Annotated in this window: 19 protein-coding genes and 1 pseudogene; 7 read left to right on the top strand and 13 right to left on the bottom strand. The window is 63.2% G+C overall.

The features are described 5' to 3' along the window. Positions 1-101 precede the first annotated feature (101 nt). From FOM02_RS06535 to FOM02_RS06520, 4 genes and pseudogenes are all read left to right on the top strand, one after another. The gene (locus tag FOM02_RS06535) at positions 102-788 is read left to right on the top strand and encodes an STM3941 family protein (protein ID WP_231164106.1); all 687 of its coding nucleotides are present in this window, start codon (positions 102-104) and stop codon (positions 786-788) included. A 308-nt stretch (positions 789-1096) separates the two neighbouring features. After that, a pseudogene (locus FOM02_RS06530) lies at positions 1097-3041 on the top strand (PrkA family serine protein kinase). A gap of 19 nt (positions 3042-3060) precedes the next feature. Continuing rightward, on the top strand, positions 3061-4338 hold the full coding sequence (locus FOM02_RS06525) for a YeaH/YhbH family protein (RefSeq protein WP_265442164.1): 1278 nt from the start codon (positions 3061-3063) through the stop codon (positions 4336-4338). Further along, a complete protein-coding gene (locus FOM02_RS06520) occupies positions 4335-5873 on the top strand; it encodes a SpoVR family protein (protein WP_027560789.1) in 1539 nt (512 codons plus the stop codon). Before FOM02_RS06525 ends, FOM02_RS06520 begins: the two co-directional genes overlap by 4 nt. A gap of 135 nt (positions 5874-6008) precedes the next feature. Here the strand turns inward: FOM02_RS06520 and FOM02_RS06515 are convergent, their stop codons facing one another. The 6 genes from FOM02_RS06515 to FOM02_RS06490 all read right to left on the bottom strand — a co-directional run bounded on the left by FOM02_RS06515 (position 6009) and on the right by FOM02_RS06490 (position 8847). Then, positions 6009-6443 carry a DUF1801 domain-containing protein gene (locus FOM02_RS06515; RefSeq protein WP_027560788.1) on the bottom strand — a complete coding sequence of 145 codons (435 nt, stop codon included), beginning with the start codon at positions 6441-6443 and terminating at the stop codon, positions 6009-6011. Further along, the gene (locus FOM02_RS06510) at positions 6443-6658 is read right to left on the bottom strand and encodes a hypothetical protein (RefSeq protein WP_027560787.1); all 216 of its coding nucleotides are present in this window, start codon (positions 6656-6658) and stop codon (positions 6443-6445) included. The genes FOM02_RS06515 and FOM02_RS06510 overlap by 1 nt, the downstream gene beginning before the upstream one ends. A 43-nt stretch (positions 6659-6701) precedes the next feature. Further along, entirely contained in the window at positions 6702-7133 is a 432-nt protein-coding gene (locus FOM02_RS06505; protein ID WP_027560786.1) for an SRPBCC family protein, read from the bottom strand. Continuing rightward, positions 7130-7453, bottom strand: a complete 324-nt coding sequence (locus FOM02_RS06500; protein WP_027560785.1) for an ArsR/SmtB family transcription factor — start codon at positions 7451-7453, stop codon at positions 7130-7132. Before FOM02_RS06500 ends, FOM02_RS06505 begins: the two co-directional genes overlap by 4 nt. Positions 7454-7735: 282 nt before the next feature. Next, positions 7736-8185, bottom strand: coding sequence for a DsrE family protein (locus tag FOM02_RS06495; protein WP_027560784.1), 450 nt, complete (start codon positions 8183-8185; stop codon positions 7736-7738). Between the two features lie 41 nt (positions 8186-8226). Further along, entirely contained in the window at positions 8227-8847 is a 621-nt protein-coding gene (locus FOM02_RS06490; protein WP_027560783.1) for a hypothetical protein, read from the bottom strand. Positions 8848-9047: 200 nt separating this feature from the next. On the opposite strand from FOM02_RS06490, the gene FOM02_RS06485 reads away from it, so the two are divergent. The 3 genes from FOM02_RS06485 to FOM02_RS06475 all read left to right on the top strand — a co-directional run bounded on the left by FOM02_RS06485 (position 9048) and on the right by FOM02_RS06475 (position 11931). Further along, positions 9048-9620: an STM3941 family protein gene (locus FOM02_RS06485; protein WP_027560782.1), complete on the top strand. Its 573-nt coding sequence runs from the start codon at positions 9048-9050 to the stop codon at positions 9618-9620. 308 nt (positions 9621-9928) lie between these two features. Continuing rightward, a complete protein-coding gene (locus FOM02_RS06480; protein ID WP_027560781.1) occupies positions 9929-11470 on the top strand; it encodes an SUMF1/EgtB/PvdO family nonheme iron enzyme in 1542 nt (513 codons plus the stop codon). A 17-nt stretch (positions 11471-11487) separates the two neighbouring features. Beyond that, entirely contained in the window at positions 11488-11931 is a 444-nt protein-coding gene (locus FOM02_RS06475) for a DUF4399 domain-containing protein (RefSeq protein WP_027560780.1), read from the top strand. Here the strand turns inward: FOM02_RS06475 and FOM02_RS06470 are convergent, their stop codons facing one another. From FOM02_RS06470 to pqqD, 7 genes are all read right to left on the bottom strand, one after another. Next, the gene (locus FOM02_RS06470; protein ID WP_027560779.1) at positions 11932-12987 is read right to left on the bottom strand and encodes a 2-oxoacid:ferredoxin oxidoreductase subunit beta; all 1056 of its coding nucleotides are present in this window, start codon (positions 12985-12987) and stop codon (positions 11932-11934) included. A 130-nt stretch (positions 12988-13117) separates the two neighbouring features. Beyond that, positions 13118-14965, bottom strand: coding sequence for a 2-oxoacid:acceptor oxidoreductase subunit alpha (locus FOM02_RS06465; protein ID WP_027560778.1), 1848 nt, complete (start codon positions 14963-14965; stop codon positions 13118-13120). Further along, positions 14935-16734 (bottom strand): FAD-dependent oxidoreductase, encoded by a 1800-nt coding sequence (locus FOM02_RS06460; RefSeq protein ID WP_027560777.1) that lies wholly within the window; start codon positions 16732-16734, stop codon positions 14935-14937. The genes FOM02_RS06465 and FOM02_RS06460 overlap by 31 nt, the downstream gene beginning before the upstream one ends. A gap of 239 nt (positions 16735-16973) precedes the next feature. After that, a complete protein-coding gene (locus FOM02_RS06455; RefSeq protein ID WP_027560776.1) occupies positions 16974-17651 on the bottom strand; it encodes a DUF4286 family protein in 678 nt (225 codons plus the stop codon). A 156-nt stretch (positions 17652-17807) separates the two neighbouring features. Further along, complete coding sequence (gene pip / locus FOM02_RS06450; RefSeq protein WP_027560775.1) at positions 17808-18794, bottom strand: prolyl aminopeptidase; 987 nt, start codon at positions 18792-18794, stop codon at positions 17808-17810. After that, on the bottom strand, positions 18784-19977 hold the full coding sequence (gene pqqE, locus FOM02_RS06445; protein WP_027560774.1) for a pyrroloquinoline quinone biosynthesis protein PqqE: 1194 nt from the start codon (positions 19975-19977) through the stop codon (positions 18784-18786). Before pqqE ends, pip begins: the two co-directional genes overlap by 11 nt. Then, a complete protein-coding gene (gene pqqD, locus FOM02_RS06440) occupies positions 19974-20285 on the bottom strand; it encodes a pyrroloquinoline quinone biosynthesis peptide chaperone PqqD (RefSeq protein ID WP_027560773.1) in 312 nt (103 codons plus the stop codon). Before pqqD ends, pqqE begins: the two co-directional genes overlap by 4 nt. Positions 20286-20290: the final 5 nt, after the last annotated feature.

The raw sequence follows: 20290 nt of genomic DNA, 5'->3' as shown, positions 1-20290 counted from the left end.
GTCATACTCTCAGTGTAACTCCGTCGCGATCATGGCGATCCAGGCGGCAGTGGCTGTGTTGCGTAAAAAATCGTTGGCCGAAAGGTTCGGCCGAGATCTCGTTGCGTAACGCCGGCCACGTCGCCGTAGGCCCGTCGCGAATGGTCATGCTGGGGGACTGCATGCACGCACATACTGACGGTGTTACGTTCGCCGTTGCCAATAGCCCGCAATCGATCGCGCCGGCCGCAAGCGCCGAGGCGTGCGATCTCGAAATCGGTCAATGCGCGACACGCCTGCGACTGCTGGTCGCGGCGGGCTTTGCGCTGACCCTGCTCAGTGCAAGCCTCGCCTTCGACATGTGGGACGGGCTCGGCGACTACGATACGACGGTCGGCTATGCCGGCGTCGCCTTGTTTGGCCTGGTGACCAGCTGGCTGATCTGGCTGCTCCCCGCCGAGCGTGGACCGGTGGTGATCGCCACTCCTTTCGGCATTCGCGATCTGCGCATCGGTAGTGAATTCCTGCTTTGGGACTCCATTGCGGAGATTTCGGCTGAGGAAAGCCGCGGGCACAAGATGATCGTGCTGACGCCGACGCCGGCCTTGCGGCGGCAGCTCAGCACCATCCGCGGCTCGGGCCGCCGGGCGCAGAGCGATCGGATTGTCATCCATTCGGACGGTTTGGCGACCGATTTTGATACACTGCTGCGTGCTTGTCGCGACTATCATGCTGCCGCCGGTCCGCGCACTGCATTGCAGCAGGAAGATGAACGAGCGACGCAAGCGGTGCTCAAGGCTTCGCCGTAGAAGCGTCATAAGATCGCCGCCCGCAGCTCGCTATGCTGCGGCGCCGGATGGACTCATCCCCGGTAATGCCCGGATGTTGCGACCAAGTGACATTTTCTGGAAATGAGCCAATATAGACATAGATTCGCACAAATTACAGGCATGTGCCTGTTCGTAACTCACGGAGTGCCTACGTTGTGCGTTGCGTCGAGTTGGCCCCAGGGTGTCCAATGATCGTCATGTGCTCACGCTGATTCGAAATGGCCTGAGGAACGGTCCGGTAACTGCTTTCGTTTCAGCTTGTAGCGGAACTCACGCGGAGAGGGATCATGTACAACGATTCTCTATTCAACGCTTTCGCTCGGTCGTTCGAGGCGAGAAGCCAGCACGACATGTCGATGGCGGAATATCTGGAATCGTGTCGAAGCGATCCCATGAAATACGCAAATGCGGCCGAGCGACTGCTAGCAGCGATCGGCGATCCGCAGACGATTGACACGGCCAAGGACCCACGCCTTGGCCGTATTTTTTTTGAACCGCACGATCCGCACCTATCCGGCCTTCGCCGGCTTCTACGGTATGGAAGAAACCATCGAGCGCATCGTCGGTTTCTTCCGTCACGCGGCGCAGGGCCTCGAAGAGCGCAAGCAGATCCTCTATCTGCTCGGTCCGGTCGGTGGCGGCAAGTCCTCGCTCGCCGAGCGGCTCAAGTCGCTGATGGAAGTGCAGCCGATCTACGTGCTCAAGGCCGGCGATGAGCTCTCGCCGGTGTTCGAAAGCCCGCTCAGCCTCTTCGATCCCGATCATCTCGGGCCGATGCTGGAGGAGAAATACGGCATTCCGCGCCGGCGTCTCACCGGTCTGATGAGCCCGTGGTGCTACAAGCGGCTGGAAGCCTTCGGCGGCGACATTTCTCAGTTCAGAGTCGCAAAAATCCAGCCGTCGCGGCTGCGCCAGATCGCGGTCTCCAAGACCGAGCCTGGTGACGAGAACAACCAGGACATCTCCTCGCTGGTCGGCAAGGTCGATATCCGCAAGCTCGAGACCTTCGCGCAGAACGATCCTGATGCGTACAGCTATTCCGGCGGCCTCAACCGCGCCAACCAGGGCATCCTTGAATTCGTCGAGATGTTCAAGGCGCCGATCAAGATGCTGCACCCGCTGCTGACCGCGACGCAGGAGGGCAACTACATCGGCACCGAGAACATCGGCGCGATCCCGTTCACCGGCGTCATTCTCGCGCACTCGAACGAAGCGGAGTGGGCGAGCTTCAAGGCCAACAAGAACAACGAGGCCTTCATCGACCGCATCTGCGTGATCAAGGTGCCGTACGTGCTGCGGGTCACCGAAGAGCAGAAGATCTACGAGAAGCTGATCCAGGGTTCGGAGCTGGCGTCTGCGCCGTGCGCGCCGTCGACACTGGAAACGATGGCTCGGTTCTCGGTCATGTCGCGCCTGCGCAAGCACGAGAATTCGACGCTGTTCGGCAAGATGCGGGTCTATGATGGCGAAAGCCTGAAGGAATCCGATCCCAAGGCACGAAGCGTCCAGGAATACCGGGATGCCGCCGGTGTCGACGAAGGCATGGACGGCGTGTCCACGCGCTTTGCCTTCAAGATCCTGGCGGCGACCTTCAACCATGACCCGCAGGAGGTCGCCGCCGATGCCGTGCACTTGATGTATGCGCTGGAGCAGTCGATCCGCCGGGAGCAGCTGCCCGAGGAAACCGAGAAACGTTACTTGGAGTTCATCAAGGCGGAGCTGGCACCGCGCTATGCTGAGTTCATCGGCAACGAGATCCAGAAGGCTTACCTCGAATCCTATTCGGATTACGGCCAGAATCTGTTCGACCGCTACGTGGATTACGCCGATGCCTGGATCGAGGACCAGGATTTCAAGGATCCGGACACCGGCCAGTTGCTCGATCGCGAACTGTTGAACCAGGAGTTGACCAAGATCGAAAAGCCGGCCGGCATTGCCAATCCGAAGGATTTCCGCAACGAGGTGGTCAAGTTCTCGTTACGGGCCAGAGCACAGAATGCCGGCAAGAATCCAACCTGGACCTCCTACGAGAAGATTCGCGACGTGATCGAAAAGCGGATATTCTCCCAGGTCGAGGATCTGCTTCCAGTCATCTCCTTCGGGTCGAAGAAGGACGGCGAGACGGAGAAGAAGCACGGCGAGTTCGTCGCACGCATGGTGGAGCGCGGCTACACCGAGCGTCAGGTTCGCCGGCTCGTCGAATGGTACATGCGCGTGAAGCAGGCCGGTTGAGGCGGATGGGAAAGTGGCCATTCATATTATTGACAGGCGCCTGAATCCAGGCGGCAAGAGCCTTGAGAACCGGCAGCGGTTCTTGCGTCGGGCAAAATCCCTGGTGCAGGGCGCCGTCAAGAAGACCTCGCAGGAACGCGACATCAAGGACGTCCTGGAGGGTGGCGAGGTCACGATCCCGCTCGACGGCATGCACGAGCCGCGTTTCCGCCGCGAAGGCGGAACGCGCGACATGGTGCTGCCCGGCAACAAGAAGTTCATCGAGGGCGACTACCTCCAGCGCTCCGGCCAGGGCAGCGCCAAGGATTCGGGTCCGGGTGAGGGCGACAGCGAGGACGCTTTCCGCTTCGTGCTCTCCCGCGACGAGTTCGTCGATCTCTTCCTCGACGATCTCGAGCTGCCGGATCTGGCCAAGCGCAAGATCGCGCAGACCGAGAGCGAGGGCATCCAGCGCGCCGGCTACACCACGTCGGGCTCGCCCGCCAACATCTCGGTGAGCCGCACCGTGCAGCTCGCGCTCGCCCGCCGCATCGCGCTCCGCCGTCCGCGCAAGGGCGAGATCGAGGAGCTGGAGGCCGAGATCGCCGCCTGCACCGACGAGGATCTGCGCGCCGAGCTGATCGAGAAGCTCGAAAAGCTGAAGGCGAAATCCAAGCGCATTCCCTTCATCGATCCGCTCGACATCCGCTACCGCCGCTACGAGAAGGTGCCGCGCCCGGTCGCGCAGGCGGTGATGTTCTGCCTGATGGACGTGTCGGGCTCGATGTCCGAGCACATGAAGGATCTGGCCAAGCGCTTCTACATGCTGCTCTACGTGTTCCTGAAGCGGCGCTACAAGCATGTCGAGATCGTCTTCATCCGCCACACCGATCGCGCCGAGCAGGTCGACGAGCAGACCTTCTTCTACGGCCCGGCCTCCGGCGGCACGCTGGTCTCCAGCGCGCTGCAGGCGATGCACGAGATCGTGCGCGAGCGTTTCAATCCGGCGGACTGGAACATCTACGCAGCCCAGGCCTCCGACGGCGACAATTCCTATTCCGACGGCGAGCTCACCGGCATGCTGCTGACCGACAAGATTCTGCCGGTCTGCCAGTTCTTCGCCTATCTCGAGGTCGGGGAATCCGGCGGCAGCGCCTTCGATCTCTCCGACTCCTCGCTCTGGACCCTCTATGACCGCCTGCGCAACAGCGGTGCACCGCTCTCGATGCGCAAGGTCTCGGAGCGCAGCGAGATCTTCCCGGTGTTCCACGATCTGTTCCAGCGCCGCGATACTGCACAGGAGAAAGCCGCTCCATGACGGAACGCTTGTTCGAAGGCGCGGATTGGGACTTCCGCACCTTGCAGCGCATCACCGATGCTTGTGAGGAGGTGGCGTTGAAGGATCTCGGTCTCGACGTCTATCCGAACCAGATCGAGGTCATCACCGCCGAGCAGATGCTGGATGCCTATTCGTCGGTCGGCATGCCGCTGTTCTACAAGCACTGGTCGTTCGGCAAGCATTTCGCGTTTCACGAGGCGTCCTACCGCAAGGGCCTGATGGGGCTCGCCTATGAGATCGTGATCAACTCCTCGCCCTGCATCTCCTACCTCATGGAGGAGAACACGGCGACGATGCAGACGCTGGTGATCGCGCACGCCGCCTTCGGCCACAACCACTTCTTCAAGAACAATTATCTGTTCAAGCAGTGGACTGATGCGGAAGGCATCCTCGACTATCTCGACTTCGCCAAGAACTATGTCGCGACCTGCGAGGAGCGCTACGGCCGCATCGAGGTCGAGCGCACGCTGGACGCAGCGCATGCGCTGATGTCGCACGGCATCGACCGCTATCCCGGCAAGAAGAAGCTGGATCTGCGCGCCGAGGAGAAGCGGGCAGGGCGCCGCCGCCAGCACGAGGAAGAGGTCTTCAACGATCTCTGGCGCACCGTGCCCAAGGGCGCCGCCAAGAGCCGCTCGGCGCTCAGCATCGAGCGCCGCCGCAAGCTGCTCGGCCTGCCGCAGGAGAACCTGCTCTATTTCCTGGAGAAGAGCGCGCCGCGGCTCGCCCCCTGGCAGCGCGAGCTGCTGCGCATCGTCCGCCACATCGCGCAATATTTCTATCCGCAGAGCCAGACCAAGGTGATGAACGAGGGGACGGCGACCTACGTCCACTATCGCATCATGACCAAGCTGCACGAGCAGGGCCGCATCACCGACGGCAACTTCCTCGAATTCCTGGGATCGCACACCAACGTGGTGTTCCAGCCCGAATTCGACGACCCGCGCTTCTCCGGCTTCAACCCTTACGCGCTCGGCTTTGCCGTGATGCAGGACATCGAGCGCATCGTCACCAGGCCCGAGGACGAGGACCGCGAATGGTTCCCCGACATCGCCGGCAAGAACGACGTCATGGGCGTGCTGCGCGACGTCTGGGCCAATTACCGCGACGAGAGCTTCATCGGCCAGTTCTTAAGCCCCAAATTGATGCGGCAATTCCGCATGTTCCACCTGCACGACGATCCCGAGGAGCGCGCCGGCATCCGGGTCGACGCCATCCACGACGAGCGCGGCTTCCGCCGCGTCCGCCGCGAGCTGGCGCGCCAGCACGACGTCGGCTTCATCGACGCCAATATCGAGGTGGTCGACGTCGATCTCTCCGGCGACCGCCGGCTGATCCTGCATCACCACGTCATCAAGGGCTCGCAGCTCAACGAGACCGACGCCAAGCGCGTGCTCCAGCACCTCGCCGATCTCTGGACCTACGACGTCTCGCTGATCGAGGTCGATGCCAACGACAAGGTTTTGCGCGAATACGTCGTCAGCCCACGCCCGATTCCGGCAGCGGTGGCTTGAGGCCGGTAGTTAGGCCGAGCGCCTGATGTTGTGAGCCTCAACTGGCGCTCCGACGGAGATGCGTTCCCTCCCCCCTTGTGGGGAAGGGAACGGAGAAAGTTCTGCCGTCGTTGGCCGAGCACGATCTTCAGCTGATCACGCTTTCTTCTTCGCCACCTTCTTCACCGCATTCAGCTCCACCGCCTCGCGGATCAGCGCCTTGAGCGCTTTCTCGTTGATCTTCTCACCCTCGCGAATATCGATCGCGCGCCGCACGTTGCCATCGAGGCTGGAGTTGAACAGGCCGGCGGGGTCATCCAGCGCCGCGCCCTTGGCAAAGGTCAGCTTCACCACTTCCTTGTAGGTCTCGCCGGTGCAGATGATGCCGTCATGCTCCCACACCGGCACGCCGCGCCATTTCCATTCCTCGACGACCTCAGGATCGGCCTCCTTGATCAGGCCGCGGATGCGCCCCAGCATCTCGCCGCGCCAGTCGCCGAGCTCCTTGATCCTGCCGTCGATCAGCTTGGAGGGCGAAGCTCCCTCCACGTCCTTTGTGCTGCTCTTCTTTGCGGGTACGGCTTTCTTCATCATCTCGCCTCGTTCACGCGTTGCCGGCTGACATAGGGCAGCGCGAACAGATACAGCCCGGTCGCGAGCAGGGGGATCAGTGGGACGAATGCCACCAGCCCGATCCACGTCGCCTGAATCTGCATGGTCAGCGCAACAATGTTCGCGATCACCGCAACCGTGAACGCCATCGATAGCCACCGATGGATCTGCCGAATCCACTTATTCCCGTTCAATGAAACCTCCCTTGAGTTGATTGGATGAAGACCTGCGACGGAGCTAGCCAGCGCGCGCCAGCACCTCGTCGAGCTTGGCGAAAAACTGCTTCCAGCCGGCATGCGCGCCGCCAAACGCCTGCTTCTGCGTCGGGCTGAAGCCCGCCTGCTCGACGCGTAAGTGCGTGCCGGCGCCTGTCGGTGTCAGCGTGAAGGTGACGATGCTCTTCAGATCGAACGCCGCGTCCTCGTGCGAAAAATTCCAGGTGTAGGCGAGCGTCTTCTCCGGCTCGATGGTGAGCACCTCGCAATCCAGCACGCCGCCCCATTCGCCGCGCAGATTGAATCTGTGACCGACCGTCGGCTTGAAGTCGTTCTTCATCAGCCATTCCTCGATCAGATGCGGCTGCGTCAGCGCGCGCCAGAGCCGCTCGGCCGGAAAGGCAAATTCGCGTTCGACGACGACTGAGCGTTTCTCGGTCAATTGTTCGGTCATTGGTCCATCCTCTTCAGCAAATCATCCAGCGCATCGAGCCGGTTCTGCCAGAAGGAAGCCATCTGGCTGGTCCAGTCGATCAGCGGATTGAGCGCGCCGGGCTGCGCGCTGTAATGGGTCTGGCGTCCTTCATGACGGTCGCGCACGAGGCCGGCCTGCTTCAGCGCGCCCAGATGTTTCGAGACCGCCGGCTGGGAAACGCCGGATCGGGCCGTGAGTGCCCCGACCGTCTGCTCGCCCTCGCGGCACAGCCGCTCGAAGATCGCCCGCCGGGTCGGATCGGCGAGCGTCCTGAACAGAAGGTCGTGGGCGGCGGACATGCGGAATCCATAACCAGGAAGTTATGGATTAACTCATAACCGTAGGGTTATGGGTAAGTCAAGCGCGTTGAGGGATGAGTTGGGAGAGGGCGCCGCAGGCCCCTCTTACCTCTCCCGCTTGCGGGAAAGGTCGGCGCGTCCCGGGCGATGCGAAGCATCGTCCCGCGCGCCGGGGTGAGGGCTCTCTCCTCTTGGGGGTTCTTGACTGAGGAGACACCCTCTCCCCAACCCTTCCCCGCAGGCGGGGGAGGGGGCGCACCGATTTCGCGGCGGCCGAAGTGCTCAAGGCCGCAAGTAAAGATACCCCTGCGATTGCAACTCGGCCAAACGAACCACGCCACCCCTCTCCGCGCTGACGAAGCCGGGCAGCAAGTCCGTCAGCGTGACGTTCTGCGCTTTCATGGTGTTGGGGCAGGCGGCGAGCTCGACGCCGTCCTTGGAGAATTCACCAACGCGCCTGCGGACGTCGGGATTTGCCTGCGCGGCGTGAAACGGTTTCAGCGCGGGACCGTGGATCACCAGCGCGATCGTGACGTGCGCGGGGCCGCCGACGCCGTCGATATGGTTCTGGATGTTGCCGAGCACGAAATTGACCTTCTCGGCATCGCTGAGGTGATAGACGACCTTGAGCTTGTTCGACGACGGAGCCGCGGTCGCAGCCTGTGCTCGCGAGACGCCGAGCACTGCGCCCAAAGCCGAGGCTGCGCTCCACAACATGTTCCGGCGGTTCATGACGATTTCTTTCGACTAGGCCTGATTTCGCCGGACAAATGTCACTTGTGGCGCAGCGCGGCGAGTTCCTTGCGGTCGGTCACCAGCGAGGCGCATTCGCTGGTGTCGGTGCGCTCAAGGCGGAACATTCCGTCGTCGGCGCCGGCGACCAGCGATCGATCGTCATCTGGATCCGGATTGTTGTGCTTCCAGATCCTGACCCGCGCGAGCCGTACGATGGCCGATTTGTCGTCCTTCGACAGTGCGACCCCGATGCTGCCGCCCTCGCAGTCGACGCCGCAGCCGAGGCGGATCTCGTTGCCGTCTTTCACGAACACGACATGGTGGCAGTCGCCCTGGGAGTCGAAGTCGCCGCTGCGATGGCGGTATCGGAAGCCGAGGCGGAAGGAGTTGTGCAGCTCCTTGTCCTCCTTGTCCAACTCGGCCGAAACCAACAGCTTCATCGCGGCGACCTTCTGCTTCGGATGCTGCGCCAGATGTTCGGCATCGTAGCGGCGGACGAAGCAGGCATAGGCCTTGTTGCCAGGTTTACCCGCATACATGCGCGCGTTGAAGCTCTCGGCCTCGGCCTTGCTCGCCGCGCGGATGTCGTCGGTCTCCTCGGCCCGGGCGGCGCCGACCAAGGCGGCAAGGACAAGCGGAAGGACGAGGGCAAGCTTCATGATCGCACCAGACGCGTGGGCCGTGGCCCGCCTGGAGAGGGGGCCGATCGGCGGTTAGTCGCGGGCGGCGCGGAGCGCGTTCAAGCGGCGACCGGCCCCCTTTCCCGCGGGCAGCCTCGCGCAAGGTTCCAGGTTTAACGATCTGGAAGGAGGGGAACTGATAAACCCCAGATTGTAGCAAATGCTGGTGGCGGTCAAAAATGTCCGTAAGTCAGAACTTGCCCAATCTTGCGATCGGCTATTCCCTGGCGCGGCTGCTGAAGATATTGGCCGCCGGCGCGCTGATGACGCTCGTGTCTGCCGCGATCGCTCTCAACTGGTTTCAGATCAAGACCCTCACGCCGTTCCAGATCACGGTCTGCTATGTCGGTCTCGCGTTGTTCGGCCTTGTCACCCTGCGGACGCTCTGGACGCTGCTCTTCGCCAGGACGCCGGTCGTCTTCATCACCCGTGTCGGCATTCGCGACACCAGGATCGCCGACGACACCATCGCCTGGAGATCGGTGCGGGAGATATCGGTCTGGCAATTTCGCAATCAGAAGATCGTGGTGCTCAAGCTTGATCCTCTCATCGCCGACCGCTTCGACGGCGGCTTTCTCAAGCGCATCGTCTCGATGATGAACAAGGCGGTCGGCGCCGAGGGCGTGCTGATCAATCCGAGCGGCCTGACTATCGACGGCGAAACACTGCTCGAGACCTGCAAGCAATACTGGAAGGCCGGCCGCCTGGCCTATTCGGGCCGCGCCGCTGTCGTGCCCGAGCCGGTCAGCTAGTCCGGACCGCGGCCGAAGCGGACCGCGCTTCTTTCACGAACACGGCGTGATGGCAGTCGCGGCATGCGTGACGCGTTCGACGCGCATACGCGCGCAGGGCGGAGCGAAGCCGCGTGGTTCCATGCACGGCCTTAGTCGAACCTGAGACCGGGAAGGTTCAATCAAGCTCGGGCCTTCGCTCCGAGGGGAACTCGATGCCGCGCGGCCTTCGATATTGTCCAAATTCGTCAATGTGATAGCGTTCACAGACGATTGCTTTCGGCAGTCTTAAGGTGGGGCCGCCTCTTGTAGTGTGTGGAGTCCCCGCAATGGGAGAAATTCGCGACTTCAGATCCGGCAATCGGGGGGAGCCGCCTCCGAGCGGGGCGCTGCCTCGGCGACTCGCTGCGATCATTGTCGGCGATATCGCGTCCTACAGTCGCTTGATGCAGGCTGACGAGGAGGGCACGCACGCCCGCGTCAAGCGGATCGAGCGGGATCTCATCATGCCCAGCATCGTCGAGCACCATGGAAGCCTGGTGAAGACGACCGGCGATGGCTTCATTGCGATTTTCGATAGTCCCGTCGAGGCTGTTCGATGCAGCATCGTCATCCAGCAAAATCTCGTCGGCCGCAACACTTCGCAGCCGAAACATTCGCGGATCGAATACCGGATCGGCGTCAATCTCGGTGATGTCATCGTCGAGCCGGACGACATCTATGGCGACGGCGTCAACATCGCCACGCGCATCGAAGGCATTGCCGAGCCGGGCCAGGTCTACATCTCCGGCGCGATCTACGAGCAGATCAAGCACAAGGTGGTGTGCGGCTATGAATCGCTCGGCGATCGCAAGGTCAAGAACATCACCGATCCGGTGCGAGTCTACCGCGTGCTGCCGGACGCAGACGCGCTCGGCAGAACGCGAAGCCGGCGCGAGAATGCCTTGATCTTTTTCCTCGGGATCAGCGTGCTGATCATCGCCACCGGCGTACTTTGGTATCTGCTGGCACAGCCGGCTGGCAGGCGGAACGAGCAGGCCGCCGCACCGACCGCCGCGCCGACCGTCGCGCCGGCCGCATCTCCAAGCCCGCAGCCCGCTCCACGCGAAGCGGCGACGCAAACGCCGGAGCCGTCTCCCTCAGTGGCTTCGGCACCTCCGCCGCCCTCGCCGGTACCCAGCCCATCGCCGATACCCGTCCGCGAACCCGACATGATCGCCATTCGCGGCGGCAGCTTCGCCATGGGGAGCAATGATGATCCGACCGAACGTCCGGTTCATCAGGTCACGATCAAGCCGTTCTCGATCGGCAAATATCCGGTGACCGTGCAGCAATGGAACGAATGCGCCGCTGCGAAGGGGTGCGCCTTCACGGCCGTGGGCAAGGACGATGCGCCGGTGAGCAATGTGAGCTGGACCGATGCGCAGCAATATGTAGCCTATCTCTCCCAGGCGGCGAAGAAGCCGTACCGGCTTCCGAGCGAAGCCGAATGGGAATATGCGGCGCGCGGCGGAACAACGAGCAAGTATTGGTGGGGCGACAAGCTCCAGCCCGGCATGGCCGGGTGCAAGGATTGCGGTGATCTCGCAGCCGAGCAGCCGGCGAAGGTCGGCGGCTTCAAGCCCAATCCGTTCGGGCTGTACGACATGGGCGGCGGCATCGACCAGTGGGTCGAGGATTGCTGGCACAGAAGCTATCAGGGCGCGCCGGCCGACGGCTCAGCATGGACCGGCGGCGACTGCTCCTCGCATGTCCTGCGCTCGGGCTCGTGGAAGAACGATTCAAGATATGTGCGGCCGTCAAACCGCGATGGTTACGACACCAATGTCCGTTACCCCACGCACGGATTCCGCGTCGCGCTCAGTCCGTGATTTCCGGAGTAGATTTGATGAAGATCATGTCCTGTGTCGCACTTGCGGCTGCGATCGCATTGCTCCCGGGTGCGGCGTACGCGCAGGGCAAGACCGCGCCTAAGGATGCCAAGCTCTACTTCATCACGCCGCGCGACGGGCAGAAGGTTCGCGGTGCATTTTGGGTCCGGTTCGGCTTGCGCAACATGGGCGTGACGCATGCCGGCGACGACTACCAGAACGCGGGTCATCACCATCTGCTGGTCGATGTCAACGACCCCATCGATCCCAAGGAGCCGATCCCGCAGGACAAGTCGCATCTGCATTTCGGCGCGGGGCAGACCGAAACCATGCTCGAACTCCCGCCCGGCACGCACACGCTGCAATTGGTGCTGGGCGATGCGAAGCACTATCCGTTCGAGCCGCCGGTCGTATCCGACAAGATCACGATACGTGTCCGGCAGCCCGTTTCCGGCAAGTAGTCACCGCAGGCTGGCGTTGATCTTGTCCAGCACCGCCGAGCCCGGGCACAGCGCGTCCGCTTCCAGCGTGTTGAGCGGCGTCTCGACCGTGTTGAGATGCTCGTGCAGATCTTCCGCGTCGGGATCGACATAGAGCAGGCCGGTGACGATCTGGCCCTTGGCGGCGTGCTTCGCGAGGAAGGTCTGCGCGCCGAGCCTGTCGTGCGGATCGTAATCGGCATCGATCTTGCGCAGCGCGATCTTGCTGCCGTCGTGCTGCTCGACCATCTGCACCGTGCCCGGCGCGTAGTCGACCGCGATGGGATCGCGGCCGACCAGCACGTCGAGCCGGTTCACCGCGTCATTGTGCTCGCGGACATAGTCGAAGCTCTTGGTCGAGCCGGCATGGTTGTTGAAGGCGATGCAGGGGCTGATGACGTCGATGAAGGACGCGCCCTTGTGGCGGATCGCAGCCGCGATCAGCGGCACCAGCTGGGTCTTGTCGCCGGAGAACGAGCGCGCGACGAAGGTGGCGCCAAGTTGCAGCGCGATCGCGACGAGGTCGATGGCGTTGTCGGTGTTGGTGACGCCCTTCTTGCTCTTCGAGCCGCGATCAGCCGTGGCCGAGAACTGGCCCTTGGTCAGGCCGTAGACGCCGTTGTTCTCGACGATATAGGTCATGTTGACGCCGCGCCGGATCGAATGCGCGAACTGGCCGAAGCCGATGGAAGCGGAATCGCCGTCGCCGGAGACGCCGAGATAGATCAGGTCGCGGTTGGCGAGGTTGGCGCCTGTCAGCACGCTGGGCATGCGGCCGTGCACGGAGTTGAAGCCGTGCGAATTGCCGAGGAAATAGTCCGGCGTCTTCGACGAGCAGCCGATGCCGGAAATCTTCGCCACCCGGTGCGGCTCGATCGAGAGCTCGTAGCAGGCCTCGATGATCGAGGCCGTGATCGAGTCGTGGCCGCAGCCGGCGCACAGCGTCGAGATCTTGCCTTCGTAATCGCGATGCGTGTAGCCGAGCTCGTTCTTCTTCAGCCCGGGATGATGAAACTTTGGCTTGGCAATATAGGTCATGCGAGCCTCTGCAATTCCAGCCTCGTCATGGCCGGGCTTGACCCGGCCATCCACGTCTTGGCCGGAGAAAAGGAAAGCGTGGATGCCCGGGTCAAGCCCGGGCATGACGATGGAGAGAACAAGGGGAAAATCATGACACGGCCTTGCGGAGCGGGGTCACCTTGAGGTGATCCTGGTGGTCGCCAATGGCTTTTGCGATGAAACGGGCGGTGATCGGCGAGCCGTCATAATGCACGATCGGCACGAGCCGCACCGGATCGATGCCGTTCTCGTTGACGATGAGCTGGCGCAGCTGGCTGTCGCGGTTCTGCTCGACCACATAGACGAAATCGTGCTCGGCGAGGAAGCTCGCCACGCTCGAGTGGAACGGGAAGGCGCGGATGCGGAGGCGGTCGAGCTGATGCCCGCGCGCCTCCAGGAGGCCGATCGCCTCGTCCATCGCCGGCGAGGTCGAGCCGAAATAGATCACGCCATATTTGGTCGGCCGTTCCGCGTTGGCCTGCAGCGGGCGCGGAACGAGGTCCTGTGCGGTCTCGAACTTGCGCACCAGACGCTGCATGTTGTCGGCATAGACAGGGCCTTCCTCGGAATAGCGTGCATAGCGGTCGCGCGAGGTGCCGCGGGTGAAATAGGAGCCCTTGGTCGGATGCGTGCCGGGATAGGTGCGGTAGGGAATGCCGTCGCCGTCGACGTCGAGATAGCGGCCGAAGTCGCGCCCCTCTTCCAGCATCTCCTCGGTCATCACCTTGCCGCGGTCGTATTGCCTTGCGTCGTCCCACTTCAGCGGACGGCAGAGCCGGTGGTTCATGCCGATGTCGAGGTCGAGCATCAGGAAGATCGTGGTCTGAAGCCGCTCGGCGAGATCGAAGGCAGCCGCCGCGAACTCGAAGGCCTCGGCGGGATCTTCAGGGAACAGCAGCACATGCTTGGTGTCGCCGTGCGAGGCATAGGCGCAAGCGATGATGTCGCATTGCTGGGTGCGGGTCGGCATGCCCGTCGAGGGGCCGGCGCGCTGAATGTTCATGATCACGGCCGGGATCTCGGCGAAGTAGGAGAGGCCGATGAACTCGGTCATCAGCGAGATGCCGGGGCCCGAGGTCGCGGTGAAGGCGCGGGCGCCGTTCCAGGACGCACCGATCACGATGCCGATCGAGGCCAGCTCGTCCTCGCCCTGCACGATGGCATATTTCGCCTTACCGGTTTCCGGATCGTGCCGGTACTTCTTGCAGTGGGCGGTGAAGGCTTCCGCCACCGACGAGGACGGCGTGATCGGATACCAGGCGCATACCGTGGCGCCGCCATAGACGGCGCCGAGCGCGGCGGCGCTGTTGCCCTCGATGAAGATGCGGTCGCCGACCTTGTCGGACTTCTTCACGCGCAGCCCGATCGGGCATTTCAAATTCTGCAGCGCCCAGTCGCGGCCGAGATGCAGCGCGTGGACGTTGGAGGACAAGAGCTTCTCCTTGCCCTTGTACTGCTCGCCGATCAGCTGTTCGATCAGCTTCGGGTCCATGTCGAGCAGCGCCGAGAGGCTGCCGAGATAGATGATGTTCTTGAACAGCTGGCGCTGGCGCGGATCGGTGTAGGTCGAGTTGGTGATGGCGGTGAGCGGCACGCCGATCACGGTGATGTCGTCGCGGAATTTGGTCGACGGCATCGGCTTGGTGGAATCGTAGAACAGGTAGCCGCCAGGCTCGATGCCGGCGACGTCCTTGTCCCAGGTCTGCGGGTTCATCGCCACCATCATGTCGACGCCGCCGCGGGCGCCGAGATGGCCGTCTTCCGTGACCCGCACCTCGTACCAGGTCGGCAGGCCCTGGATGTTGGAGGGGAAGATGTTACGCGGGGACACCGGCACGCCATGGCGCAGGATCGCGCGGGCGAACATCTCGTTGGCGCTGGCCGAGCCCGAGCCGTTGACGTTGGCGAAGCGGACGACGAAGTCGTTTACGCTGCTGATCGGCTTTTTGTCGGGCATGATGATCCTGCGTGCGTCATCTCGATGAAATATTTCTGCATGTCCCAGGCGCCGGTGGGGCAACGCTCGGCGCACAGCCCGCAATGCAGGCAGACGTCCTCGTCCTTCACCATCACGCGCCCGGTCTTGAGATCGGAGGAGACGTAGAGGTCCTGGTCCGGGTGCGGCGAGGGCGCCTTCAGCCGCTGGCGCAAATCATCTTCCTCACCGTTGTTGGTGAAAGTGATGCAATCCATCGGGCAGATATCAGCGCAGGCATCGCATTCGATGCAGAGCGAGGTCGAGAACACGGTCTGCACGTCGCAGTTCAGGCAACGCTCGGCTTCGCCCAGCGCCAGCTTGACGTCGTAACCAAGCTCGACCTCGGCGCGGATGTCCTTCAGCGCGATCACCTTGTCGCGATGCGGCACCTTGAAGCGCTTGTCGTTGGAGATGTCGTTGTCATAGCTCCATTCGTGGATGCCCATCTTCTGCGAGGAGACATGCACCTCCGGCAGCGGCCGCTCGGTGATATCCTCGCCCGACAGCATCTTGTGGATCGACAAAGCGGCGTCATGGCCGTGCGCGACTGCCCAGATGATGTTCTTCGGCCCGAACGCGGCGTCGCCGCCGAAGAAGACCTTCGGATTGGTCGAGGCGAAGGTGTTCGGATCGACCTTGGGCATGTGCCATTTGTCGAACTCGATGCCGCAATCCTGCTCGATCCAGGGGAAGGCGTTCTCCTGGCCGACCGCGACCAGCACGTCGTCGCAGGGAATGGTCTGATCGGGATCGCCCGAAGGCACCAGATTGCGGCGGCCTTTTGCGTCGTATTCGGCTTTGACGTGCTGGAAGGTGACGCCGATGAGCTTGCCCGCGACATGCTTGAATGCCACCGGCACCATGTAGTTGAGGATCGGGATATCCTCGTGGATCGCGTCTTCCTTCTCCCAGGGCGAGGCCTTCATCTCCTCGAAGCCGGAACGCACGACCACCGTGACTTTCTCGCCGCCGAGCCGGCGCGCGGTGCGGCAGCAATCCATCGCGGTGTTGCCGCCGCCGAGCACGATGACGCGCTTGCCGATCTTGTCGGTATGGCCGAACGACACATTGGCCAGCCACTCGATGCCGATATGGATATTGGCGGCGGCCTCTTTCCGGCCGGGAATGTCGAGCTCGCGGCCGCGCGGAGCGCCGGAGCCGACGAAGATCGCGTCGTACTTCTCGGCGAGCAGCGACTTCATGCTCTCGATCCGGTGACCGCCCTTGAACTCGACGCCGAGACCCAGGATGTAGCCGGTTTCCTCGTCGATGACGGAATTGGGCAGGCGGAATTTCGGGATCTGCGTGCGCATCATGCCGCCGGCTTCCGGATCGGCATCGAACACCGTGCAGTGATAGCCGAGCGGCGTGAGATCGCGCGCGACGGTCAGCGAAGCTGGGCCGCCGCCGACCAGCGCAACACGCTTGCCGTTCTTCGGCGTGGGTTTCGGCAGGCGCTGCCTGATGTCGTCCTTGAAGTCGGCGGCAACGCGCTTGAGGCGGCAGATCGCGACGGGATTTTCCTCGACGCGTCCACGCCGGCACGCCGGCTCGCATGGTCGATCGCAGGTGCGTCCCAGGATGCCGGGAAACACGTTCGATTGCCAATTGATCATATAGGCGTCGCTGTAGCGGCCTTGCGCGATCAGTCGGATGTATTCGGGAACCGGGGTGTGCGCAGGACAGGCCCACTGGCAATCGACCACTTTGTGAAAGTAGTCGGGGGCCGCGATATCGGTCGGTTTCATTCCTACCCTGTCCGCGCAGGCTCAAAGGACCCGGCGGCCTCTTCTTGAGCTTGGCGAACGCTTAACAGGCGTCGATCTGGTTTCTGAATGACGTCATTAGGTTAGCTTATTAGAACCACTCCGAAGTACAACGGCAAATTTCCGCGCTTCCCCGCTTTCATGGGAGCTGCGCGCGCACAGCATTGACGCCGCGCGCCGGCATGCGGCGGTGCAATATGTTGCGGTGCATGTAAGCCGCGTCAGCCGCGCGCGATGTCGCTGTTCGCGAGGTCCCACATCAGGCAGTAGGTGCCGACGGAGACCGGAAGCGGGAAGGGCGAAGCGGCGGGACCGGTGAAGCGCTCGGCAATCACGGCCGAGACCGCGCCGACATGCGTGCCGTCGATCAGCACAAACCAGTCGCGCGCGCCGTCGTTGCGCGCCGCCGGAATTCCCGCCGTCGCGCCCGACAATTCCGGCTCGCTTTCGAGCAGATGCATCGAGATGATGCCCTCGCGCGTTTCCGGCGCCAGCCTTTCTTGCAGTGCATCACGCCATGCACCGGCTTTGTCGGTGTTCGGCCGCAGCCGCACCACGCCGAGCGCAGCCCCGCGTCCGGTGCCGTTGCTGATGGTGATGCGCGCAACCACGCGCAGCATGTCCTTGAAGCGTGCCATGGTCTGCCGCGACCAGTCGGTCGGGCTTGCGAGCCGCGCCTTGTAGGCGGGGCTGTCGAGCACTTCGAGCGTCGCGGTCGAGTACAGGCAGAGATATTTGGGATTGGCGGCATGCGCGACATAGCGCCGCGCCTCCAGGAAACCCTCGATCGCGACGCGCTCTTCCAGATGCTCGCGATCGTACCAGCGGTTGAAGTCGGCCTCATCGGCGGCGTCGATGTTCATCGACGTCAGCAGCATCCCTGTCCCGGCGAGTGGCATTTTCTTGTTGTCCTTCCCATGCAGACCCTCATGGTGAGCGTCCGGACGATGCTGCGCATCGCCAGGTGAACCATGAAAGGCCCCCCGCTGTTAATCTCGGCCTTCATCCTTCGAGACGCGCTCTTCGAGCGCTCCTCAGGATGAGGGTCTAGATCTCTAGCGCGAGATTTTGGACGCGACGTCTGCGATCGCCCTCATGACCGCGTCCCTCACGCCGGCATCATAGAGCGAATGGCCGGCTTCTTCCACGATCCGAATCTCGGAACCGGGCCAGACTTTCGCGAGCGCATGAGAGGTCTCGGGCGGGCACAACAGGTCGTAGCGTCCCTGGACGATGATGCCGGGAATGCCTTCGAGCTTTCCGGCGCTGCGCAACAGCTGGTCTTCGCTCATGAAGGAATTGTTGACGAAATAATGCGCTTCCATGAACGGCGTCGCCGGCAGCGTGCGCCAGACGTTGAGCGAGGCGAGGTCCAGCCGCGTCTTGGCCGGCTTGTGCTCGGATAGTGTGCGCTCGGCGTCGTGCCAGGCCCGCGCCGCCGGCCCATGCACCGCCGGATCGGCATCGAGGATGCGGCGCCAATAGGCGTCTACCGGACGGCTGCGCTCCTCGGGCGGCAGCACGCTCAGAAAATCCTCGGAGAGCGCGGGATAGAATTGCGACAGGCGCGAGGTGAAGGCCGTCTCGACCTCGGCCCGCGTGCCGAGGAACGTCGCGCGCAGCGCGATGCCAGAGACGCGCTCGGGATGCGCCTCTGCATAGGCCAGCGCCAGCGTCGCCCCCCAGGAGCCGCCGACCAGCATCCAGCGTTCGAAGCCGAACTTCTCGCGGATCTTCTCCATATCCGCGACGAGATGCGCCGTGGTGTTGTGCTCGCGCGATCCCTTGGGACGGCTGCGGCCGCAGCCGCGCTGGTCGAACAGCACGGCGCAGAAGCGTTCGGGATCGAACAGCTTGCGATGATCGGGCTGGCAGCCGCTGCCGGGGCCGCCATGCAGATAGATCGCGGGGATGCCGTCGGGGCGGCCGACGCTCTCGACATAGAGCTCGTGGCCGTCGCCGACGTCGAGCATGTCGGAGGTCAGCGGGGCAAAGGGATCGGCGCGTTTGGCGGATACGGCCGCGTCGGCGTCAGGCACCATTCTCGGATTCCAGAGTGCCCCCGGCGAAATTGCGATAGAGGAAGCGGTTGGTCTCGCCCTCGGCCTCGCGCTCGGCCTGCTTGAAGATGGTCTCGTGCAGCGGCGACAGCGCACAGGCCGGATCGGTGTTGGCGGCATCGCCGGTCAGCGCAAAGGCTTGGCAGCGGCAGCCGCCGAAATCGATCTCGCGGAATTCGCAAGACTTGCACGGCTCCTTCATCCAGCCGGTGCCGCGATAGCGGTTGAAGGCATCGGAGTTCTGCCAGATCCAGGCGATCGAATGGTTGGAGCGGACGGATTCGAAGTCGAGCCCGGTGATGCTCTCGGCAGCATGGCAGGGCAGCACCTTGCCGGCGGGCGAGATGTTGAAGAACTGCCGGCCCCAGCCGCCCATGCACTTCTTCGGTCGCAACGCATAATAGTCAGGCACGACGTAGTCGATGGTCAGCCGGCCTTTGTGTTGCTCGCGCGCCTCCTCGACGAGGCGGGTGCACTCCTCGAGCTGCGCGACGGTCGGCATCAAGGCGGCGCGGTTCTTCAGCGCCCAGCCGTAATACTGCACATTGGCGACCTCGAGCCGGTCGGCGTCGAGATCGAGCGACATCTGGATGATGTTGGGGAGCTGGTGCAGGTTCTGGCGATGCATCACCGCATTGACGGTGAGCGGCAGATCGAGCTCGCGCGTCCACTTCGCGACCTCGAGCTTCTTGCGGTGGCCACCCTTGTAGCCGGCGACGCGATCGGCGAGGCCTTCCTCGATGCCCTGGAAAGAGATCTGCACATGGCAGAGCCCGGCATCTGCGAGGTCGCCCAGCTTCTCGCGCGTCAGCAGCACGGCCGAGGTGATGAGATTGGTGTAGAGGCCGGCATCGCTGGCGTGCTTGACCAGCTCGACGAGGTCTTTTCGCGCCGTCGGCTCTCCGCCGGAGAAATGCACCTGCAGCACGCCGATCTCGGCGAGCTCGGTCAACACCTTCTTCCACTCGTCCGTGGTCAGCTCCTTGCCGGAGCGATCGAGCTCGACCGGGTTGGAGCAATAGGGGCATTGCAGCGGGCAGCGATGGGTGATCTCGAGCAGCACCGCGAGCGGGATGCCAAAGGTCTCAGCCGTCGAGCGCTGCTTCTCCAGCACCGCGAGGCTGTCGCTGGTCTCGGGCGGGATGTTGCCGAGCACGTCGCTCATGACGTCTTCTCCCGGGCTTCGGTGAGAAAGCCCTTGTCGGCGAGATCCTGGAGCATGGCGATGACGTCGGTGAGGATCGCCTCGCGCGGCGCGGCGTATTTCTCAGCTAACTGATCGGCGACGTCGCCGACATTGCGCTCGCCGTTGCAGAGCTGCAGCACCTCGACCGCGATCTCGTCAGGCGCCAGCACGCGCTCCGGCGCCAGGATCACCCAGACCTTGCGCGTCTCGTCATATTTCAGCTTGGCATGCCGCGGCAGCACGGGGCGGCTTGCCTCGCTGACGCTGATGTTTCGCGGCCCGGCCATAACTC

Origin of the sequence: Bradyrhizobium sp. SEMIA (assembly GCF_014844175.1) — a bacterium.
Classification (GTDB): Bacteria; Pseudomonadota; Alphaproteobacteria; order Rhizobiales; family Xanthobacteraceae; genus Bradyrhizobium; species Bradyrhizobium arachidis.
This window is presented reverse-complemented; position numbering and strand designations above follow the sequence as displayed.